The sequence below is a fragment of the Paraburkholderia sp. 22099 genome, from assembly GCF_052045835.1.
Classification (GTDB): Bacteria; Pseudomonadota; Gammaproteobacteria; order Burkholderiales; family Burkholderiaceae; genus Paraburkholderia; species Paraburkholderia terricola.
This window is the reverse complement of the sequence record NZ_JBQEPU010000024.1, coordinates 85857-103369: the sequence shown is the minus strand read 5'-3', so window position 1 is coordinate 103369 and position 17513 is coordinate 85857. Positions and strand designations below refer to the sequence as shown.

At 65.4% G+C, this 17513-nt stretch carries 16 protein-coding genes; 8 read left to right on the top strand and 8 right to left on the bottom strand.

The genetic code is table 11. The features are described from left to right. Nucleotides 1-185: 185 nt before the first annotated feature. The 3 genes from ACTJLC_RS22370 to purT all read right to left on the bottom strand — a co-directional run bounded on the left by ACTJLC_RS22370 (nucleotide 186) and on the right by purT (nucleotide 2214). Nucleotides 186-554 (bottom strand): MliC family protein, encoded by a 369-nt coding sequence (locus ACTJLC_RS22370; protein ID WP_073429506.1) that lies wholly within the window; start codon nucleotides 552-554, stop codon nucleotides 186-188. Nucleotides 555-647: 93 nt separating this feature from the next. Continuing rightward, nucleotides 648-824, bottom strand: a complete 177-nt coding sequence (locus ACTJLC_RS22365; RefSeq protein WP_374709816.1) for a DUF6726 family protein — start codon at nucleotides 822-824, stop codon at nucleotides 648-650. 175 nt (nucleotides 825-999) lie between these two features. Next, entirely contained in the window at nucleotides 1000-2214 is a 1215-nt protein-coding gene (purT, locus tag ACTJLC_RS22360) for a formate-dependent phosphoribosylglycinamide formyltransferase (protein ID WP_310131917.1), read from the bottom strand. Between the two features lie 283 nt (nucleotides 2215-2497). Here purT and ACTJLC_RS22355 point away from each other — a divergent pair, with 283 nt between their 5' ends. Then, the gene (locus ACTJLC_RS22355; RefSeq protein WP_073429587.1) at nucleotides 2498-3037 is read left to right on the top strand and encodes an META domain-containing protein; all 540 of its coding nucleotides are present in this window, start codon (nucleotides 2498-2500) and stop codon (nucleotides 3035-3037) included. A gap of 288 nt (nucleotides 3038-3325) precedes the next feature. After that, nucleotides 3326-7483 carry an FtsK/SpoIIIE family DNA translocase gene (locus ACTJLC_RS22350; RefSeq protein ID WP_073429504.1) on the top strand — a complete coding sequence of 1386 codons (4158 nt, stop codon included), beginning with the start codon at nucleotides 3326-3328 and terminating at the stop codon, nucleotides 7481-7483. Between the two features lie 127 nt (nucleotides 7484-7610). Here ACTJLC_RS22350 and ACTJLC_RS22345 read toward each other — a convergent pair whose 3' ends face one another. Then, nucleotides 7611-8882, bottom strand: coding sequence for a lactonase family protein (locus tag ACTJLC_RS22345; RefSeq protein WP_073429503.1), 1272 nt, complete (start codon nucleotides 8880-8882; stop codon nucleotides 7611-7613). A gap of 249 nt (nucleotides 8883-9131) precedes the next feature. Here ACTJLC_RS22345 and ACTJLC_RS22340 point away from each other — a divergent pair, with 249 nt between their 5' ends. Next, nucleotides 9132-9284: a DUF3096 domain-containing protein gene (locus ACTJLC_RS22340; RefSeq protein ID WP_073429502.1), complete on the top strand. Its 153-nt coding sequence runs from the start codon at nucleotides 9132-9134 to the stop codon at nucleotides 9282-9284. A gap of 317 nt (nucleotides 9285-9601) precedes the next feature. On the opposite strand, the gene ACTJLC_RS22335 is transcribed toward ACTJLC_RS22340, so the two are convergent. Beyond that, nucleotides 9602-9847 carry a hypothetical protein gene (locus tag ACTJLC_RS22335; protein ID WP_073429500.1) on the bottom strand — a complete coding sequence of 82 codons (246 nt, stop codon included), beginning with the start codon at nucleotides 9845-9847 and terminating at the stop codon, nucleotides 9602-9604. A 239-nt stretch (nucleotides 9848-10086) separates the two neighbouring features. Between ACTJLC_RS22335 and ACTJLC_RS22330 the strand changes: the two genes are divergently transcribed. Beyond that, complete coding sequence (locus ACTJLC_RS22330; RefSeq protein WP_073429586.1) at nucleotides 10087-11967, top strand: glycoside hydrolase family 15 protein; 1881 nt, start codon at nucleotides 10087-10089, stop codon at nucleotides 11965-11967. 181 nt (nucleotides 11968-12148) lie between these two features. After that, nucleotides 12149-13426 carry a polyhydroxyalkanoate depolymerase gene (locus ACTJLC_RS22325; protein WP_073429499.1) on the top strand — a complete coding sequence of 426 codons (1278 nt, stop codon included), beginning with the start codon at nucleotides 12149-12151 and terminating at the stop codon, nucleotides 13424-13426. 123 nt (nucleotides 13427-13549) lie between these two features. Here the strand turns inward: ACTJLC_RS22325 and ACTJLC_RS22320 are convergent, their stop codons facing one another. Beyond that, a complete protein-coding gene (locus ACTJLC_RS22320; RefSeq protein ID WP_440845145.1) occupies nucleotides 13550-14182 on the bottom strand; it encodes a TetR family transcriptional regulator in 633 nt (210 codons plus the stop codon). Nucleotides 14183-14416: 234 nt separating this feature from the next. Between ACTJLC_RS22320 and rsxB the strand changes: the two genes are divergently transcribed. From rsxB to ACTJLC_RS22305, 3 genes are all read left to right on the top strand, one after another. Further along, on the top strand, nucleotides 14417-15250 hold the full coding sequence (rsxB, locus tag ACTJLC_RS22315) for an electron transport complex subunit RsxB (RefSeq protein ID WP_073429584.1): 834 nt from the start codon (nucleotides 14417-14419) through the stop codon (nucleotides 15248-15250). A gap of 29 nt (nucleotides 15251-15279) precedes the next feature. Beyond that, nucleotides 15280-15924: an endonuclease III gene (gene nth / locus ACTJLC_RS22310; RefSeq protein ID WP_073429498.1), complete on the top strand. Its 645-nt coding sequence runs from the start codon at nucleotides 15280-15282 to the stop codon at nucleotides 15922-15924. Nucleotides 15925-16063: 139 nt separating this feature from the next. After that, nucleotides 16064-16498 carry a DUF1841 family protein gene (locus ACTJLC_RS22305; RefSeq protein WP_073429497.1) on the top strand — a complete coding sequence of 145 codons (435 nt, stop codon included), beginning with the start codon at nucleotides 16064-16066 and terminating at the stop codon, nucleotides 16496-16498. A 95-nt stretch (nucleotides 16499-16593) separates the two neighbouring features. Here the strand turns inward: ACTJLC_RS22305 and ACTJLC_RS22300 are convergent, their stop codons facing one another. Beyond that, a complete protein-coding gene (locus ACTJLC_RS22300) occupies nucleotides 16594-16977 on the bottom strand; it encodes a c-type cytochrome (protein ID WP_073429496.1) in 384 nt (127 codons plus the stop codon). A 59-nt stretch (nucleotides 16978-17036) separates the two neighbouring features. After that, nucleotides 17037-17405, bottom strand: a complete 369-nt coding sequence (locus ACTJLC_RS22295; RefSeq protein WP_073429495.1) for a c-type cytochrome — start codon at nucleotides 17403-17405, stop codon at nucleotides 17037-17039. Nucleotides 17406-17513 lie beyond the last annotated feature (108 nt).

Sequence of the window (17513 nt, the reverse complement as noted above, 5' to 3'; positions counted from 1 at the left end):
TGTCTGAGGCTCATGGTGTCTCTTGCGTTCCAGGGCATGGTCGGGACCGGGCGTTTTCGTACCCGGAAGTGTCAACCATGTCCTCGCACACCTGTCAGCTATGTCCCCGGTCTGTACACAGCGCCACAAGACAGGGGCAGGCAAGGCAGGCGGCGGTGCGGTTCGAGCGCGGCCGCCGCATCGGGTCAGCGATTGATGGTGATGCAGTCGGAGATCATGGGCGGCGCGTTCTCGCCGTCCATCGCGTCGTACAGGTCCGCGCGCGGACCCTTGGTCCACCAGGTGTAGCTGCCGGCCTGATACTTCGCGCCGGAAGCCGATAACGTGTTGACGAAAAGCAGTTGCTGGCCCTTCACGGGGACCAGCGCGAAACTCTGGCCGTTCGCCGTGTTCCAGTACGTGACTTGCAGAATCTTGCCGGTGGCGCAGGTGTATTTATGCGTCTGTCGGTTCTTGGTCCGAGTCTCGGCGAGAGGCAACGGCGCCGCCCATGCATTGCCGCACAGCGCCGCGAGAACCGCTGCCGTGCTTACCGCAACCAGCCATTTCTTCATTGGGTACCTCGATTGGTTTTTTGCTTATCGTGCCAGGCGGCACGCCGTCTGTCGCGGCGCGAGGCGCGGGCCTGACGATTGCCAATGAACCGCTTATGGATCGATCACCTCGGCGCACGCGTCGGTCGGCACCGCGGCGACATGCCCGACGAGCGGCACGATCTTCAAGCCGGCCGATGCCACGCGGCACGGCGCAGCCGCGAGACCGCACCCCGTCATGCCGAAGGACAACGCGAGCAGCACGCCGAATGCGCCGACCCGGCCGACGATGCCGCGTCGTGCGTCGTTACCCGGAATGCGGGGAATGCGGGGAATGCGGGGAATGCGGGGAATGCGGGGAATGCGGGATTCCGGGGTCATACTTGCCTCTGCTCCATGAACTGCGCTGGGCTGCAATGATTCAGGTTGCGCGGCGAGCCGGCCATGACGGCATGCACGCCGCGGCCTACTTCGCCGACACCGGCCGCACCGCCGCCGCGGCCTGCTTCGCGCGCGAGCGCGCTTCGTCCGTGTTCTCGCCGGTGGCGAGCGCCACGCCCATGCGGCGCTTGACGAAGCTCTCCGGCTTGCCGAAGAGCCGCAGATCGGCATTCGGCACGGCCAACGCCGCGGCGACGCCTTCGAAGGCGATGCCCGCTTCGTCGAGACCGCCGTAAATCACCGCCGACGCACCCGGCGCCCGCAGCGACGTATCCACCGGCAAACCGAGGATCGCACGCGCGTGCAGCTCGAACTCCGAGAAGCGCTGCGAGCACAGCGTGACGAGCCCCGTGTCGTGCGGACGCGGGCTCACTTCCGAGAACCATACGTCGTCGCCGCGCACGAAAAGTTCCACGCCGAACAGGCCCCGCCCGCCCAACGCGGCCGTCACCTTGTGCGCCACTTCGCGCGAACGTTCGAGCGCGAGCGCGCTCATCGGCTGCGGCTGCCACGATTCGACGTAATCGCCCGCGACCTGCACGTGGCCGATCGGGTCGCAGAAATACGTGCTGACTTCGCCGCTCGCCGGATCGATCGCGCGCACAGTGAGTTGCGTGATTTCATAGTCGAAGTCGATGAAGCCCTCGACGATCACGCGGCCATGATTCACGCGGCCGCCCGCCAGCGCGTATTGCCATGCGGGTTCGACGTCGGCGTCGCTTCTCAGCACCGACTGCCCCTTGCCCGACGACGACATCACCGGCTTTACCACGCACGGATAGCCGACCTTGGCGATGCCCGCGCGCAGTTCGTCGAGCGAATCGGCGAATGCGTAGGGCGAGGTCGGCAGGCCGAGTTCCTCGGCGGCGAGACGGCGGATGCCTTCGCGGTTCATCGTGAGCTGCGTGGCGCGCGCGGTCGGGATCACTTCGGCGAGACCGTCGGCTTCGATCGCGGCGAGCGCGTCGGTGGCGATCGCCTCGATCTCGGGGACGATCAGGTGCGGGCGCTCCTGCTCGACCAGCGCGCGCAGCGCGGCGCGATCGGTCATGTCGATCACGTGCGAGCGGTGCGCGACCTGGTGACCCGGCGCATTCGGATAACGGTCGACGGCGATCACCTCGACGCCCAGCCGTTGCAGCGCGATGATCACTTCCTTGCCGAGCTCGCCGGCGCCGAGCAGCATCACGCGCGTGGCGGAACCAGAAAGGGGCGTGCCGATCCGTTGGCCGATCTGCATGGGGTCTCCAGATAAAAGTCGGATGAGGGTGGGAATGGGGAGAACACGATGTTAACATGCGCACCCCGATGCACACCCCGATGCGCACCCCGATGCACACCCCCATGCGCGACCCCGCCCCGAACGCCCGAACACACGCGGCTCGCCCGCGCGTTCGTTCGCGCAGGGGTCGAGCAAACGCATCGGATGCGCTCGATCAGCATTGCGCACGCCGGCGCGCTCGCGCGCGGCGAGCCGAGTGCGTTACCCTTACGCCTTCGCCAGTTTGAAGAGGAACGACGCCATGCTCCAAAGCTCCTCCGCGCGACGTGCCGCGCGCTTCGCGCCGTATGCGCGCACCGCCATCGCCGCGTTGAGCGTCGCCGCGCTATTGAGCGCCTGTGCGATCCCGAAACACCCCGACTCGGAAGCGCCGGCGCCCGATCCGTTCAACCCCGCCGCCACGCAGCTACTCGACGACACGAGCTGGGTGCTAGCCGGCTGGAAACAGGCCGACGGCACGGCGCGCGCGGTGCCGTCCGCGGATCGGGGCGGGCCGATCACGCTCGCGCTCTCGACCGCCACCGGTCAGCGCCACGTCAGCGGCTTTTCCGGCTGCAACCGCTACATGGGCTCGTATGCGCTGAAGGATGGCAAGCTGAGCTTCGGCACGCTGGGCGGCACGCGCATGGCATGCGCGACGCCGGGCGGCCAGATCGAAAGCGCGTATCTGAACGCGCTCACGCACATCGAGCGCACTGGCGTTCAAATGCGCGCGCCGCAGCAGATGCAACTCGTGCTCGACAACGGCGACACGCTGACGTTCGAGCGCGCAGCCAAATGACCGGCCGCGCGCGAAGCGCGGTGGTCCGGCAGATGGCTGCCAGGGTGGCTCGATGGTCAAACTGTTAAGCGCATGGGACCGCGCCGGCAAGGCTGTAATCGGAGCGGTCCGCCAAAGTCGCGCGGGCTGCCGCGGCAGCCGTTATTTTTCACCGACGGCGGGCCGCTCGGCGGCCCGCTTTCCCACTGGACGCAAACATAGTTGCGTCTGCCTTCGAAGCATCGTGCTTCGCCGGTTTAAACTCGACGGATTGCGTTTTCGCGCGTCCGTCATTCGTTGATGTCTAGCATGCACACGGTAGTTTTCGGCTGGTTCGGCGGGTCGGCCGTCTGGTTCATTCCTCTTTTGTGGCGGCTCGTGAAGTCGATGCTGCCGGGCGGCGCGGGTTTGCGCGGCCCCGGCACGATCCGCCTGTGGCTCGGCTTCGTCTGCGTGATCGTGGCGAGCTGCACGCTGGAGGCCTCGCTGATCGCCGCGACCGGCATGAATGGCTTCGGCCATGCGCTGGCGGCGGGCATCGGCCGTCTGCTCGGGCAGATCGGCACGCCGCTCGCGGCGCTTGCGCTGCTCGCGATCAGCCTGCCCTGGCTGATCGATTTCCGCTGGCGCGACGTGGCGGTGTGGGCCGACGGCGCATTCGGCCTCGGCCTGTCGCGCGGCCTCGCCAAACGCGACGAGGAGGCGCGCCGGCATCGCAGCGTCGTCGACGATGGTTTGACGTCGCATGTCTCGCCGGCCACCAATACGATGGCGCCCAAAAGCAATGGACGTTATGCGCGCCCGACGGTGTGGCGGCCGCCGGCGAGCGGACGCGGCGCGGGGCCTGGCTCGGCTGGCGCGATCGCATCGCCCGGCTCGGCGGCGGGCAAGGATGCGGCGACGCGTGGCGCCGGTGCGAATTGGCGCGCGGGTGCGAGCACGAGCACGCGCGCAGGTAGGCAAGCCGAGCCGGTCTTGCGCACGGGCACCGCCACGCCGCCGCGGCATGTGCAGACGCAGACGCAACCGCTAAACGCGGACAAGGCTGCATGGATGCCGACGGAACCTGTCGCGCCGGCTGGATGGTTGCGCGAGCAGACGTCGCGCGCGGTCGGGGCTGCGGCGGGGGGAGTTGGGTCGGTTGGCCAAAGTAGCTCACTTGGCGTCAATGGGTCGGCTGGCTCGCTTAGCTCGGCTAACTCGACTGGCTCGGCTGGCTCGGCTGGCTCGGCTGGCTCGACTAACTCGGCTGGCTCGGCTGGCTCGGCGGCTCGCGACAGCGCATCACAGCCTGGCCGCCGCCTGGCCGACGAGCAACGGCCAGCGGGATCGCCGGGTGCGGGCACGGGACTAGCCGGTGTGGCAGCGGGCTTGGCGGGTTCATCAGTCGCTGCCGCCGCGCTAGCTAAGACGGCGCAGGCGGCAACGGGCACGGCTGCGAACCTGGCTGGGAATTCGATCGCCCATTCCGCCACCCGCGTTGGCCATCAGTCGGCGACGCAGGGCGCCACAAGCGCCGACGCTCCAACAAACCGCTCGACTATCTCCAGGCAACCGTTCCCGCCTGGCGAGCGCGCAAACGACAGCGCGTCGACGCCGGCCACGCATCGCTCGGCCTCGACGGCGCCCAGCTACACGCGGCCGATGCCGACAGCGCAGAAGGTCACGCCGCCCGCCAGCGTCCAGGAAACGCTGCGCAGCATCGCGGAAAACGCCGCGCGCTGGACGGACATCGCCGGCGTGAGCCTCGCGCGCAACAGCGGTGCCGACAGCGCGAAAACTGCGACGGCTTCGGCGAACGCCGTGCCGTCTATTGAAGAAGCCGGGCAATCGAGCGTGGGCTCGCCGCTTGACGGTGAGGTCGCCACAAGTCCGGCATCGGCGCCCCGCGCGCACGCAACTTCGCTGAACCTGGCCGACGACGCCGCCCCGGACTATCCGTCGATGCCAGAGCCGGCCGCCACGCCGCGAGCCGAAGCCGGGGCCGAGGCGTCGTCCGCGACGAGCCACGAGCCGGTCGTGCAATGGCCGATCGAAGCGCCGGCGATTCGGCCGCCGCTGTCGAGCGAACCCATCGCCGCGCACGCATCGGTGCAAACATCGCAGCAAGCGGCGCGGACCATCACGCCTACGCCGTTCCAGGTCTTCGCAGCGCAGTCGCACGCGAGCGGCGCGTCAACCGACGCGGCAACGTTCGAGAACGACTCGACGCCAATTGCCGCTACCGCCGGCAGCCATTCGAATCCGCACGCCGAACCGGCGCAGCCCGTCGACCAACCGGCAAACCCTTCGCAAGTCACAGCGCCGAAGCTTGCTGCCGCCGCCACGGCGACGGCGGATGAAGAGAACCTCAGCGAATTGCATCGGGAAGGCGCGCGGCAATTCGCTGCGCCGGCTGTGCCTTTGGACGCCCCAACACCGCAAGTCGCAGTCGACGCGACACGGCCGTTCGGTCCATCCTCAGCCCTTTCGCAGACTTCGACGCCAGATGCTCTCGCCGTCGGCGATTCGGCAGGAACCGCCACGGCCGGGACGCAACCAGCCGACTCTCCTGCCCTCCCCGATGGAGCAGCCCGCAACGGAGCGATTCTTGCCGCCGCGCGCCAGCCGGAGAGCGTCGCGTCGCAGCCGTCAAACGTGGTTCGCTTCCCCGGCTTCGCTGTTCGGGCGGAGCCGTCGGCGTCCGCGACAATGGAAGACGAACCCGCCGTTGAGCCGGTTGACGCGCTGGCCGCTTCGGCAACTCCGGCTGTCACGGCAGCGCCGGCAGCATTGGCCGCTTCGAGTGCATTTAGCGTGCGTGAGACGCCTGCCCAGCATGAAGCACCAGAAACCCCGACCCTGCCATCACGAGCCCACCTCGCAGCCGAGCCATCCACGGAAACGGCCGAACCCGCGGAACCCGCCGAGGTCACCATCCCGCGCGTTCCGCTGCGCGGCCACGTCCCGGCCAACGGCTTCGAATTCCGCGCGCCCGCGGCGTCGATGGTCGAGTTGCCGACGCTCGATCTGCTCGCGCGCGCGGATACCGACGTCGAACCCGTCTCCGAGGAAAAGCTCATCGAAACCGGCCTGCTGATCGAGCAGCGGCTACAGGAATTCAAGGTGCCGGTCACCGTGGTCGGCCATTCGGCCGGTCCGGTCATCACGCGCTTCGAGGTCGAACCGGCGCTCGGCGTGCGCGGCAGCCAGATCGTCGGGCTCATGAAGGACCTGTCGCGCGGCCTCGGCCTCACCTCGATCCGCGTGGTCGAGACGATTCCCGGCAAGACCTGCATGGGCCTCGAACTGCCGAACGCCAAGCGTCAAACGATCCGCCTGTCGGAAATTCTCGAAGCCAGCGTCTATCAGAACTCGCATTCGCAGTTGACGCTGGCGATGGGCAAGGACATCACCGGCCATCCGGTGGTCGCCGATCTGGCGAAGGCGCCGCACATGCTCGTCGCGGGCACCACGGGTTCGGGCAAGTCGGTGGCGATCAACGCGATGATCTGCTCGCTGCTCTACAAGGCGACGCCCGAGGAAGTGCGCCTCATCATGATCGATCCGAAGATGCTCGAACTCTCGGTGTATGAAGGCATTCCGCATCTGCTCGCGCCGGTCGTCACCGATATGAAGCTCGCGGCCAACGCGCTGAACTGGTGTGTGGGCGAAATGGAAAAGCGCTACCGGTTGATGTCGGCGGTCGGCGTGCGCAATCTGCCCGGTTTCAATCAGAAAATCCGCGATACGGAAGCGAAAGGCAAGAAGCTCGGCAACCCGTTCTCGCTGACGCCGGAAGCGCCCGAGCCGCTCGCGCCGCTGCCGCTGATCGTGGTGGTGATCGACGAACTGGCCGACCTGATGATGGTCGCCGGCAAGAAGATCGAAGAGCTGATCGCGCGGCTCGCGCAGAAGGCGCGCGCCGCCGGCATCCACCTGATTCTGGCGACGCAGCGGCCCTCGGTGGATGTGATCACCGGGCTCATCAAGGCGAACATTCCGACGCGCGTGGCGTTCCAGGTGTCGTCGAAGATCGACTCGCGCACGATTCTCGATCAGATGGGCGCGGAATCGCTGCTCGGCCAGGGCGACATGCTGTTCCTGCCGCCGGGCACCGGCTACCCGCAGCGCGTGCATGGCGCGTTCGTCGCCGACGAGGAAGTGCATCGGATCGTCGAGTATCTGAAGCAGTTCGGCGAGCCGCAATACGAGGAAGGCATTCTCGACGGCCCGGCCACCGAAGGCGGCGCGGCGCAGGACCTGTTCGGCGATTCGCCGGATGCGGAAGCCGATCCGCTCTACGACGAAGCCGTCGCTTTCGTGGTGCGCACGCGGCGCGCGTCGATCTCGTCGGTGCAGCGGCAGTTGCGCATCGGCTATAACCGAGCGGCGCGTCTCGTCGAGCAGATGGAAACCGCGGGGCTGGTGTCGGCGATGGGCATCAACGGCAGCCGCGAGGTGCTCGCGCCGGGGCCGGCGGAATGATCCCGCGAGGCGGGCGATCGTGACCGGCGACGGTTAGCCGTCACCTTCGCCGCTAGAACAACGGGCCGCTTGCAAAGCGGCCCGTTGTTCATTCGACGCGTGTTCCAGACACACGCGTCATCAACACTCACGACGGCGAAACCAGCTTGAAGTCCACCGGCGAGCCGACGTCGAAGCGCTTCGGATTCGCTTCGAGCAAACCGCTCTGCTGATTGCGCCTGAACACGTACACGGTGTCGCTGTTCTGATTGCCGACGATCAGCCACTTGCCGGTCGGGTCGATCGCGAACTCGCGCGGCGACTTGCCGAGACTCGATTGATGTCCGACCTTCTTCAGATGACCGTTGGCGGGATCGACCGAGAAGATCACGATCTCGTTCGCGTCGCCGCGATTCGTGGCGTACAGAAAGCGCCCGTCCGGCGAGAGGTGGATCGCCGCGGCGCCCACCGCGCCCTTGAAGCCCGGCTCGGTCAGCGAAAGCGTCTGCACTTGCGTGAGCTTGCCGTCGTCATGATTGAAGACGCTGACCGTGGCGTTCAGTTCGCTCGTCAGATACGCTTGCTTGCCGTCCGCGCCGAACACTAGATGACGCGGACCCGTGCCCGCCTTCGCCTGGGTGTAGCGCCAGTCGGTCGGGCCGAGCAGGCCGCGGCTGCCGTCGGGCGTGTAGCGGTACGAGTAGAGCTTGTCCGCGCCCAGGTCCTGAGCGAGCAGATAGCGGCCGTCCGGCGAGAACACGGTGGAGTGCACATGCGAGTTGTCCTGGCGTCCCTTCACCGGACCGCTGCCCTCGTGGTGCACCGTGAGCACCGACGCGCCGACCTGGCCGTCGGCCTGTACAGGGAACACCGCGAAACTGCCGCCGGGGTCGGCCGCTACCGAGTAGTTCGCGCTCAGCAAGTACTTGCCGTCCGGCGACAGGCTCAGATAACACGGGTCGTTGCCGTCCGCCGAGACCTTGTTGAGGAACGTGAGCTGACCGCTCGCGGCGTCGAAGCGAAACGCGCTGATGCCGCCGCGCTGCGTGGCGGGGCCGTTGTCGCCAGGCAATTCGTTGACCGCGTAGACGAAGCGGCGATCGCGGCTCACCACCAGGTAAGAGGGGTTGACCGTCTGCGCGACCGACACGCGGGTCGCCTCGCCCGTCTTCGTGTCGAAGCGGTAGACGTACAAGCCCTCGCTCTTGCCGCCGGTATAGGTGCCGATCAGCATGTTGTAGACGCCGTCCGCGGGAGCCGCGCCGGACTCTTGTGCAAACGCATGCGAAGCGGCGATCGAGACCATGAGCACGAAACCTTTTATGATCGAGCGGGCGGACAGGCGAGACGCGGATTCAGCAGCACGAGGCGGGCGGGGACCGGCGACGGCGGGCGCCGCGGCCCGGTGACGACGAAGCATATGAGACCTCCTCAACATGGGTTATTCGGTTGTAATGGTGTCCATGGTCTGCCGCGCGTACAGTCGAGCGTTGTTTTTATCGAGGCAAGTATAAAAGCGTTGCGCCGGATCATGCAGCGAATCCGGCTATCGCTAAGCGGCTGCACGGTACTTGGTTGCATGTGCAGCAATTGTCCCGCCTCGCGGGGTGTTTTTTCCAATCGCCTTTCACGCGTTCACACCATCACGCGTTCACACCAGGGAGTCTTCATGAACGTCACACTCAGCCTCGGCCCGCTCGTTTCGCTGATCGCCGGTATTTTGATTCTCGTCATGCCGCGGCTCTTGAACTACATCGTCGCGCTTTATCTGATCATCATCGGGATCATTGGAATCTTCGGCGTGGGGGCGTCGCACTTCTGAGCGGCGGCGGACGGTCACCGCGTTCAGTTGTTCAAGGCAACGCGGCAAGAGGCGCTAAACCGGGCGGCGGCGCCGGCCGGTTTAGCGTCCGAGTGGCATGGCTGACGCGCGCAAGCGCACGCGCGGCGGCGAGGCTTGGCGCGAGTTGGTGAAAGCGGACGAGAACGGCAAAACTGAAGAGGAAACCAGGCAACAAGGCGAGGCGGCGTGGCGGCGGGTGCGGCCGGACCGGCGCGTCTCGCCCGCGCGAGCGTGCGCTGAGCGCCGCCCGCTCATCGGGTGAGCCAGCACGGGTTCAGCCCGATCTCAACCGATACTTAGCCGTTGCACAGTTGTTCGAGCCGCAAGCGACCCTGCAACGACAGCGCGCCGACGGCATAATGACCGTCACCTTCCTGATAGCGCCGGAAGCAGGCCCGCTCGGTCAGAAAGGCGGCGGCGGTCAGCATGCCGTTGCGGCTCAAACCGAGACGGCTGGGATCGAGCGGCAACATGGAATCGTCGGCAAGTTCGCTGGCGGCCGAGAGAATTGTGATGCAATCGGATTTCGACGGATTCAGCATAGCTTTGGTCCCCGGAAACAGTGTTGCACGCTCCATGAGCCAGGACGACGAGCGCTTTGACAAGCCCCCGCGCACCGGTTTGAAATCAGATTGTAGGCAGGGATTTGACAGTTTACCAAGCCGCGTTTTGCCGCATTGCGTGCTGAACCCAACGCGCATGACTCGGGTCCCACACCACAATGACTGACAACGAACCCAAGCGACGCGCCCGTCGCGCGCGCATTACGGACACGCCCTCCATGCCCGCACCCATCGAAGACTATGCGCTCATCGGCGACGGCCATACCGCCGCGCTCGTCTCCCGCGAAGGTTCCGTCGACTGGCTCTGCTGGCCGCGCTTCGATTCGGGCGCCTGCTTCGCCGCCTTGCTCGGCACGCCCGACAACGGCCGCTGGCAGATCTGCCCCGCTTCCGACACGCCGTTCACGGTCACGCGCCGCTATCGCGGCGAGACCCTGGTCCTCGAGACGGATTTCGAAACGCCCGAGGGCGCGGTCACGCTGATCGACTTCATGCCGCCCGGCAACGGCTGGTCGGAAATGGTGCGCATCGTGGTCGGCAAACGCGGCACGGTCCGTATGAAGATGGAACTGGTGCTGCGCTTCGACTACGGCTTTTCGATTCCATGGGTCGACCGCCTGAAATGCGACAACGGCATCAAGGCGATCGTCGGTCCCGATACCGCCGTGCTGCGCACGTCGGCGGACCTGCGCGGCGAGAACATGAAAACGCTCGCCGAATTCACGGTGAGCGAAGGCGAGCGCGTGCCGTTTTCGCTCGCGTATGCGGCGTCGCATCTGCGGATTCCGCCGGCCCGCGATCCGCATTCGTCGCTCGCGCGCACCGAGAATCACTGGCTCGAATGGTCGGCGCGCTGCACCATCGAAGGTCGATGGGCCGAGCCGATCCGCCGTTCGCTGATCACGCTGAAAGCGTTGGCATACGAACCGACCGGCGGCATCGTCGCGGCACCCACGACCTCGCTGCCGGAACAGCTCGGCGGCACGCGCAACTGGGACTACCGCTATTGCTGGCTGCGCGACGCGACCATCACGCTGCTCGCCATGATGCGCGGCGGCTATTACGACGAAGCACGCGCGTGGCGCAGCTGGCTCGGCCGCGTGATGGCGGGCGCGCCGGACCAGTTGCAGATCATGTACGGGCTCGCCGGCGAACGGCGCCTGCCCGAGTTCGAGATCGACTGGCTCCCCGGCTATCAGGGTGCGAAGCCGGTGCGGATCGGCAACAACGCGGTCGGCCAGCGCCAGCTCGACGTCTACGGCGAAGTGATGAACGCGCTGCATCTGGCGCGCGTTGGCGGCCTGCAGGCGGACGACACCGCGTGGAACGTGCAGCGCGCGTTGCTGCGCCACCTGGAGACCATCTGGGAAGAGCCGGACGAGGGTATCTGGGAAACGCGCGGCGGCCGTCAGCATTTCACTTTCTCGAAGGTGATGGCGTGGGTCGCTTTCGACCGCGCGATCCAGTCGGCTGAAATGTTCAAGCTCGACGGCCCGCTCGACGAATGGCGCGCCACCCGCGCCAAAATCCACGCGCAAGTTTGCGAAAAGGCGTGGAATCCCGCGCTCAACGCGTTTTCCCAGTACTACGGCAGCGATCAGCTCGATGCGAGCGTGCTGCTGCTGCCGCTGCTCGGCTTCCTGCCGCCGCACGACCCGCGCGTCAAGGGCACGGTGGCGGCGATCGAGCGGGACCTGATGCGCGACGGCTTCGTGATGCGCTACCGCACCACCGAATACGACGACGGCCTGCCGCCCGGCGAAGGCACGTTTCTCGCTTGCTCGTTCTGGATGGTGGACAATCTCGCGTTGCAAGGCCGCATGACTGAAGCGGTCGCGATGTACGAAAGACTGCTCGGGCTGTGCAACGACGTCGGCTTGCTGGCGGAAGAGTATGATCCGATCGCTGGGCGGCTGGTGGGCAACTTCCCGCAGGCGTTTTCCCACGTGGCGCTGGTGCATACCGGCCTGAACCTGACGAAGCACGAACAGGAGATGGCGCGGGCCACCGGGCAACCGTCCCATAACGGCACAGGTGGGGAGGAACTTAAGTCTGCGGCAAGCCCCGATAGCGGCGCGGCAACATCGCCAGTAGCATGATTTAATGGCAATTTGCGGGTCGCCGCACGTAAATTGCTGCTTTGCACAAGCACGCTTTGTTCGATATGATCAAACAGACTGTCGGCCAAAAAACAAAGTGCCTTCAACCTAATGGCCCGCTGCAACGCCACACGCGTGTTTGCGAAGCCCCCATGCGAACCGCTTAGAAACCGGAGCACCCATGCTCTACCAATTTCACGAATTCCAGCGGGCGATGTTGAGCCCCCTTACCGCCTGGGCTCAGGCTGCGTCGAAATCGTTCGCGAATCCGGCCAGTCCATTGGCCTATGTGCCTGGCGCCACGCGCCTCTCGGCCGGTTACGAACTGCTCTACCGGCTCGGCAAGGACTACGAGAAGCCCGAGTTCAACCTCCATCAGATCGTCAAGGACGGGCATAACATCCCGATCATCGAACAGACGATCATCGAGAAGCCGTTTTGCCGGCTGATGCGCTTCAAGCGTTTCGCGGACGACAGCGACGCCGTCACCCAACTAAAGGACGAGCCGGTCGTGCTGGTCTGCGCGCCACTGTCGGGGCACCACGCCACGTTGCTGCGCGACACCGTGCGCACGTTGCTGCAAGACCACAAGGTCTACCTGACCGACTGGATCGACGCCCGCATGGTGCCGCTCGAAGCCGGCGAGTTTCATCTGGACGACTACGTCGCCTATATTCAGGAGTTCATCCGCCACATCGGCGCGAAGAACCTGCACGTCATCTCGGTGTGTCAGCCTACCGTGCCGGTGCTCGCCGCCATTTCGCTGCTCGCGAGCCGCGGTGAGGACACGCCGCGCACCATGACGATGATGGGCGGCCCGATCGACGCGCGCAAGAGTCCGACCTCGGTCAACTCGCTCGCCACCCAGCACTCGTATGAATGGTTCGAGAACAACGTGATCTTCACCGTGCCGCCGAACTATCCGGGCGTGGGGCGCAAGGTCTACCCAGGCTTCCTGCAGCACACCGGCTTCGTCGCGATGAATCCGGAACGTCACGCGGCCTCGCATTGGGACTTCTATCAGAGCCTCTTGCGCGGTGACGAGGACGACGCGGAAGCGCATCGCCGCTTCTACGACGAATACAACGCCGTGCTCGACATGGACGCGAACTATTACCTCGACACGATCCGCGTGGTGTTCCAGGAGTTCCGTCTTGCCGAGGGCACGTGGGACGTGGCCGGGCAACGGGTGCGTCCGCAAGACATCACCAGGACCGCGCTCTTCACGATCGAGGGCGAGCTGGACGACATTTCCGGCGACGGTCAAACCTATGCCGCGCACCATCTGTGCACCGGCATTCCGGAGAAGAACAAGCAGCACTTCACCGCGGAAAAGTGCGGACACTACGGCATTTTCTCGGGCCGCCGCTGGCGCACCATCATCTATCCGCAGTTGCGCGACTTCATTCTCGAGCACAACAAGGCGCCGAACGTAGCGAAGGAAAAAGTCGAAGCCTGAGCACCGCAGGCATGATGCAGAACAACGGCCCCTCTCACGGGGCCGTTGTCGTTTCTGACGCTGGGGCTGGGCTCGACAGCTTGGTCCCTGACGTTCTTACGCGGTCCGCGGGTAACCGGCGGCCTATTTCCGCAACAGATACGCGAGCAGCAACTCGGTGTTCATCTGCACGACTTCGCTGCGTTCGCTCGCGCTGCTGAAATCGCGGCCGAGCGTTGCCTCGAGCGTGAAGCGGTTCGACACGATGTAGTAGCCCATGCCCGAGAGCGTCACGTAAAAGCGCAGCGGGTCGACGTTGCTGCGAAACAGCCCCGCGCGCTGGCCCCGTTCCAGAATGGCGCCGAGCGTGGCGACGATCGGCGAGATCATTTCGCAGATGCGCGTGGACTTCTGCATATACCGCGCCTCATGCAAATTCTCGTTGTTCACGAGACGCAGCAACTCGGGATGGTCACGGTAGTAATCCCAAACGAAATGCGCGAGACGCGTGATGGCCTCGACCGGCGCCACGCCGTTCAGTTCGAGCGTTCGTTCGGCTTCATTGAGCGCGCTGAACGCGTGCTCCAGTACCGCGGTGAATAGCTGCTCCTTGCTACCGAAGTAGTAGTACAGCATGCGTTCATTCGTTTCCGCCCGGCGGGCGATCTGATCGACGCGTGCGCCGAACAACCCACCATTTGCAAACTCTTCGGCCGCCGCAAGCAGAATGCGGCGCCGCGTGCCTTCAGGATCTCTTTTGATTTTCGGCTGATTCATGGTGGCATCGTCTTCGTGAGCCGCGTTATCCGGATCGCGCCGCCGGCCTCTCTCGGGCCTTGCACCGACAGCGTTGAACGGGCGCGCCATGGTTGGGGGTCACCCTCGTGCGGTCTTTCGAAAAAGCGCTTCGATTATGGCACATCGATTGCGGATGGCAATTGGGGAAATCGGCGATAATGTGCTATTTAGTTCAAGCTGTGCGGCCGCAAGGCAAGCCCCAACGTCGTGACCGTGACAGAGATCAAAACACTCGCAGATCGCATCGAAGATCTGCTGCCCCAAACGCAATGCACGAAGTGCGGCTACCCCGCGTGCCGTCCTTATGCCGAAGCCGTTGCGAGCGGCGAGGCCAATTACAACCAGTGTCCTCCCGGCGGCGCCGAGGGCGTCGCGCGCCTCGCCGCACTGCTCGGCAAACCGGTGATCCCGCTCAATTCCGCCAATGGCGTCGAACGGCCGCGTCCGCTGGCGGTTATCGACGAACAGGTTTGCATCGGCTGCACGCTGTGCATGCAGGCCTGTCCGGTGGACGCGATAGTTGGCGCACCGAAGCAGATGCATACGGTGATCGCGGAACTCTGCACCGGTTGCGACCTGTGTGTGCCGCCCTGTCCGGTCGATTGCATTTCGATGCTGCCGGTCACCGCTGAGGCAACCGGCTGGAACGCATGGAGCCAGGCTCAGGCCGACGCCGCGCGCGAGCGCCACACCCGGCGCGAAGCCCGCCTTGCGCACGAACGCGAAGCGGCCGAAGCACGTGCGGCGGCGCGGCGCGCCGGCAGCGGCGCCAGCGCCCAAGCGCCGCAAGCCGGCGCCGAACAAGCATCCACCGCGCCCGCCACACCCGCCGCGGACGACGCCGAAGCGAAAAAACGCGCGATCATCCAGGCCGCGCTCGAACGCGCGCGCAAGAAGAAGGAAGAACTGGCCGCCAAAGGCCAGGGCCCGCAGAACACCGAACGCGTCAGCGCCGACGTGCAGGCGCAGATCGACGCCGCCGAAGCACGCCGCCGCCGTCTAGGACTCGCCGCGGGCGACAGCGACACGCCGTCCACGAAGCGCTAACCTCACCTCCACGCACCTGCCCGCTCCGCATGAACGCGAACAAACGCCGCGCCATCTACGAGACGTTTCAGAGTCTCAATCCGCATCCCACGACCGAACTCGAGTACACCACGCCGTTCGAATTGCTGATTGCGGTGCTGCTGTCGGCGCAGGCCACCGATGTCTCGGTCAACAAGGCAATGCGCAAGATGTTCCCGGTCGCGAATACGCCGCAAAAGATTCTCGATCTCGGCGAGGAAGGCGTGGCCGACTACATCAAGACCATCGGTCTTTATCGGACCAAGGCCAAGAACGTCATTGCGACCTGCCGCATTCTGCTCGACCGGTATGGCGGCGAGGTGCCGGAGAATCGCGAAGCGCTCGAAAGCCTGCCGGGGGTTGGCCGGAAGACGGCCAACGTGATCCTGAACACGGCGTTCGGCCATCCGACCATGGCGGTCGACACGCACATCTTTCGGGTTGCCAATCGAACCGGGCTCGCGCCCGGCAAGGACGTGCGCGCGGTGGAAACGGCGCTGGAGAAATTCACGCCCGCGGAATTCAAGCAGGATGCGCACCACTGGTTGATCCTGCATGGCCGCTACGTCTGCAAGGCGCGCCGGCCCGAGTGCTGGCATTGCGTGATCGAGCCGCTGTGCGAATTCCGGCCGAAGACGCCGCCGCCGGATCTCTGAGGGCGGGAATGCCACGGCGCCAGGCATCGCCAGCAGGCCGCCTGGCCCCGGCGTAAAATGGCGCCCTGCACTCGCGCTTCATGCACGTCGCAAGCTTCACGCGCCGTGCACGCGTCAAACCAACCGCACCGGTCCCACGATGTTCAATCCCAGCCGTGACGAAGTCCGCCTCTTTTTCACCGACACCTGGCGCAAACAGCGTCAAGGCGAGATCCTGACGCCGCTCGAAGCGATCGCCGCCGACTGGATCGTCGAACATCCCGAATACCACGCCGATCTGACCGACGGCGAAGCCGCACAGGCCCAGGACTACTCGCCCGAACGCGGCCAGACCAATCCGTTCCTGCATCTGTCGATGCACCTGGCGATTACGGAGCAGTTGTCGATCGACCAGCCGCCCGGCATCCGCGCGGCGCACGAGCGGCTCGCCGCACGCCTCGGTTCGACGCACGAGGCGCAGCACGCGATCATGGATTGCCTCGGCGAAACCATCTGGGAAGCGCAGCGCACCGGCACGCCGCCGGACACCGACGCGTATTTGCAGCGCATCGAGCAGCGCGCCACGCGCGACTGAGGCCGGCGCGCGAATCACGAGCCCCAAAGCACGACACCCCGCAAAAGCGGGGTGTCGTTCAATCTGGAACCAGCGCGCGAGCAGCGCGCACGCCGTTACTTCTTCTGCACCAGATCGCCGTCCAGCGATTCGACATACGCGGCGATGTCCTTCATGTCGCTCAACGAGAGACTTTGCACCTGGGCCTGCATGATCGCGTTATTGCGGCCGAGATGCGGGTTGCCGTTGCCCATCTGGTATTGACGCAGCGCCCAGTAGACGTAGTCGGCGTGCTGACCGGCGAGCTTCGGATACTCCGGGCTCACCGGCTTGTTCAGGTTGACGCCGTGGCAAGCCGCGCAGTTGTGGCTGTCGGACAGCACCTTGCCGTTGCCTGCGTCAGCGGCATGGGCGACGTTCGCTGCAATCAGACCGATCACTGCCGCCGACGCGCATGCAGCCTTGAACACCGTGTGGAGTGCCTGTTGGGGCTTATTCATGAATTCTCCTATCCCGCGAATATAAATAACCGAGTGACTGGACGGATGACCGACGCCGATCACTTGTCGGGATTGTTCTTCGAAGAGGAATTTTGCGCCGCGTAGTAGGCGGCGATGTCGGCGATGTCCTGATCCGATAGCGACGCGGTGATCGCGCGCATCGTTTCGAAATGGCGATCGCCCTTCTTGTAGCCGTGCAGCGCGTTCGCGAGGTACGCCTGATTCTGGCCGCCGAGCATGGGCACGCGGTAGACCTCAGGGTAAGCCGTGCGGTATTCAGGGATGCCGTGGCAGCCAATACACATCGCGACCTTGCCTTGGCCCGCCTTCGCGTTGCCGACGACATCCGCTGCCTGCGCACTGGCCGCATAGCCCGCGAGCACCGACAGCGCTGCGATCACGACGTGTTTGCCGACGAATTTATTCATAGCATGTAACCTGGCTTGAGGGGAAACGGGCGCCCAAAAAGGCAACGGCCCGCGCCGTTCTTCTTGTAGGGTAGCCACGCAGGCCAAAAAAATCGGGCTAATTGTACC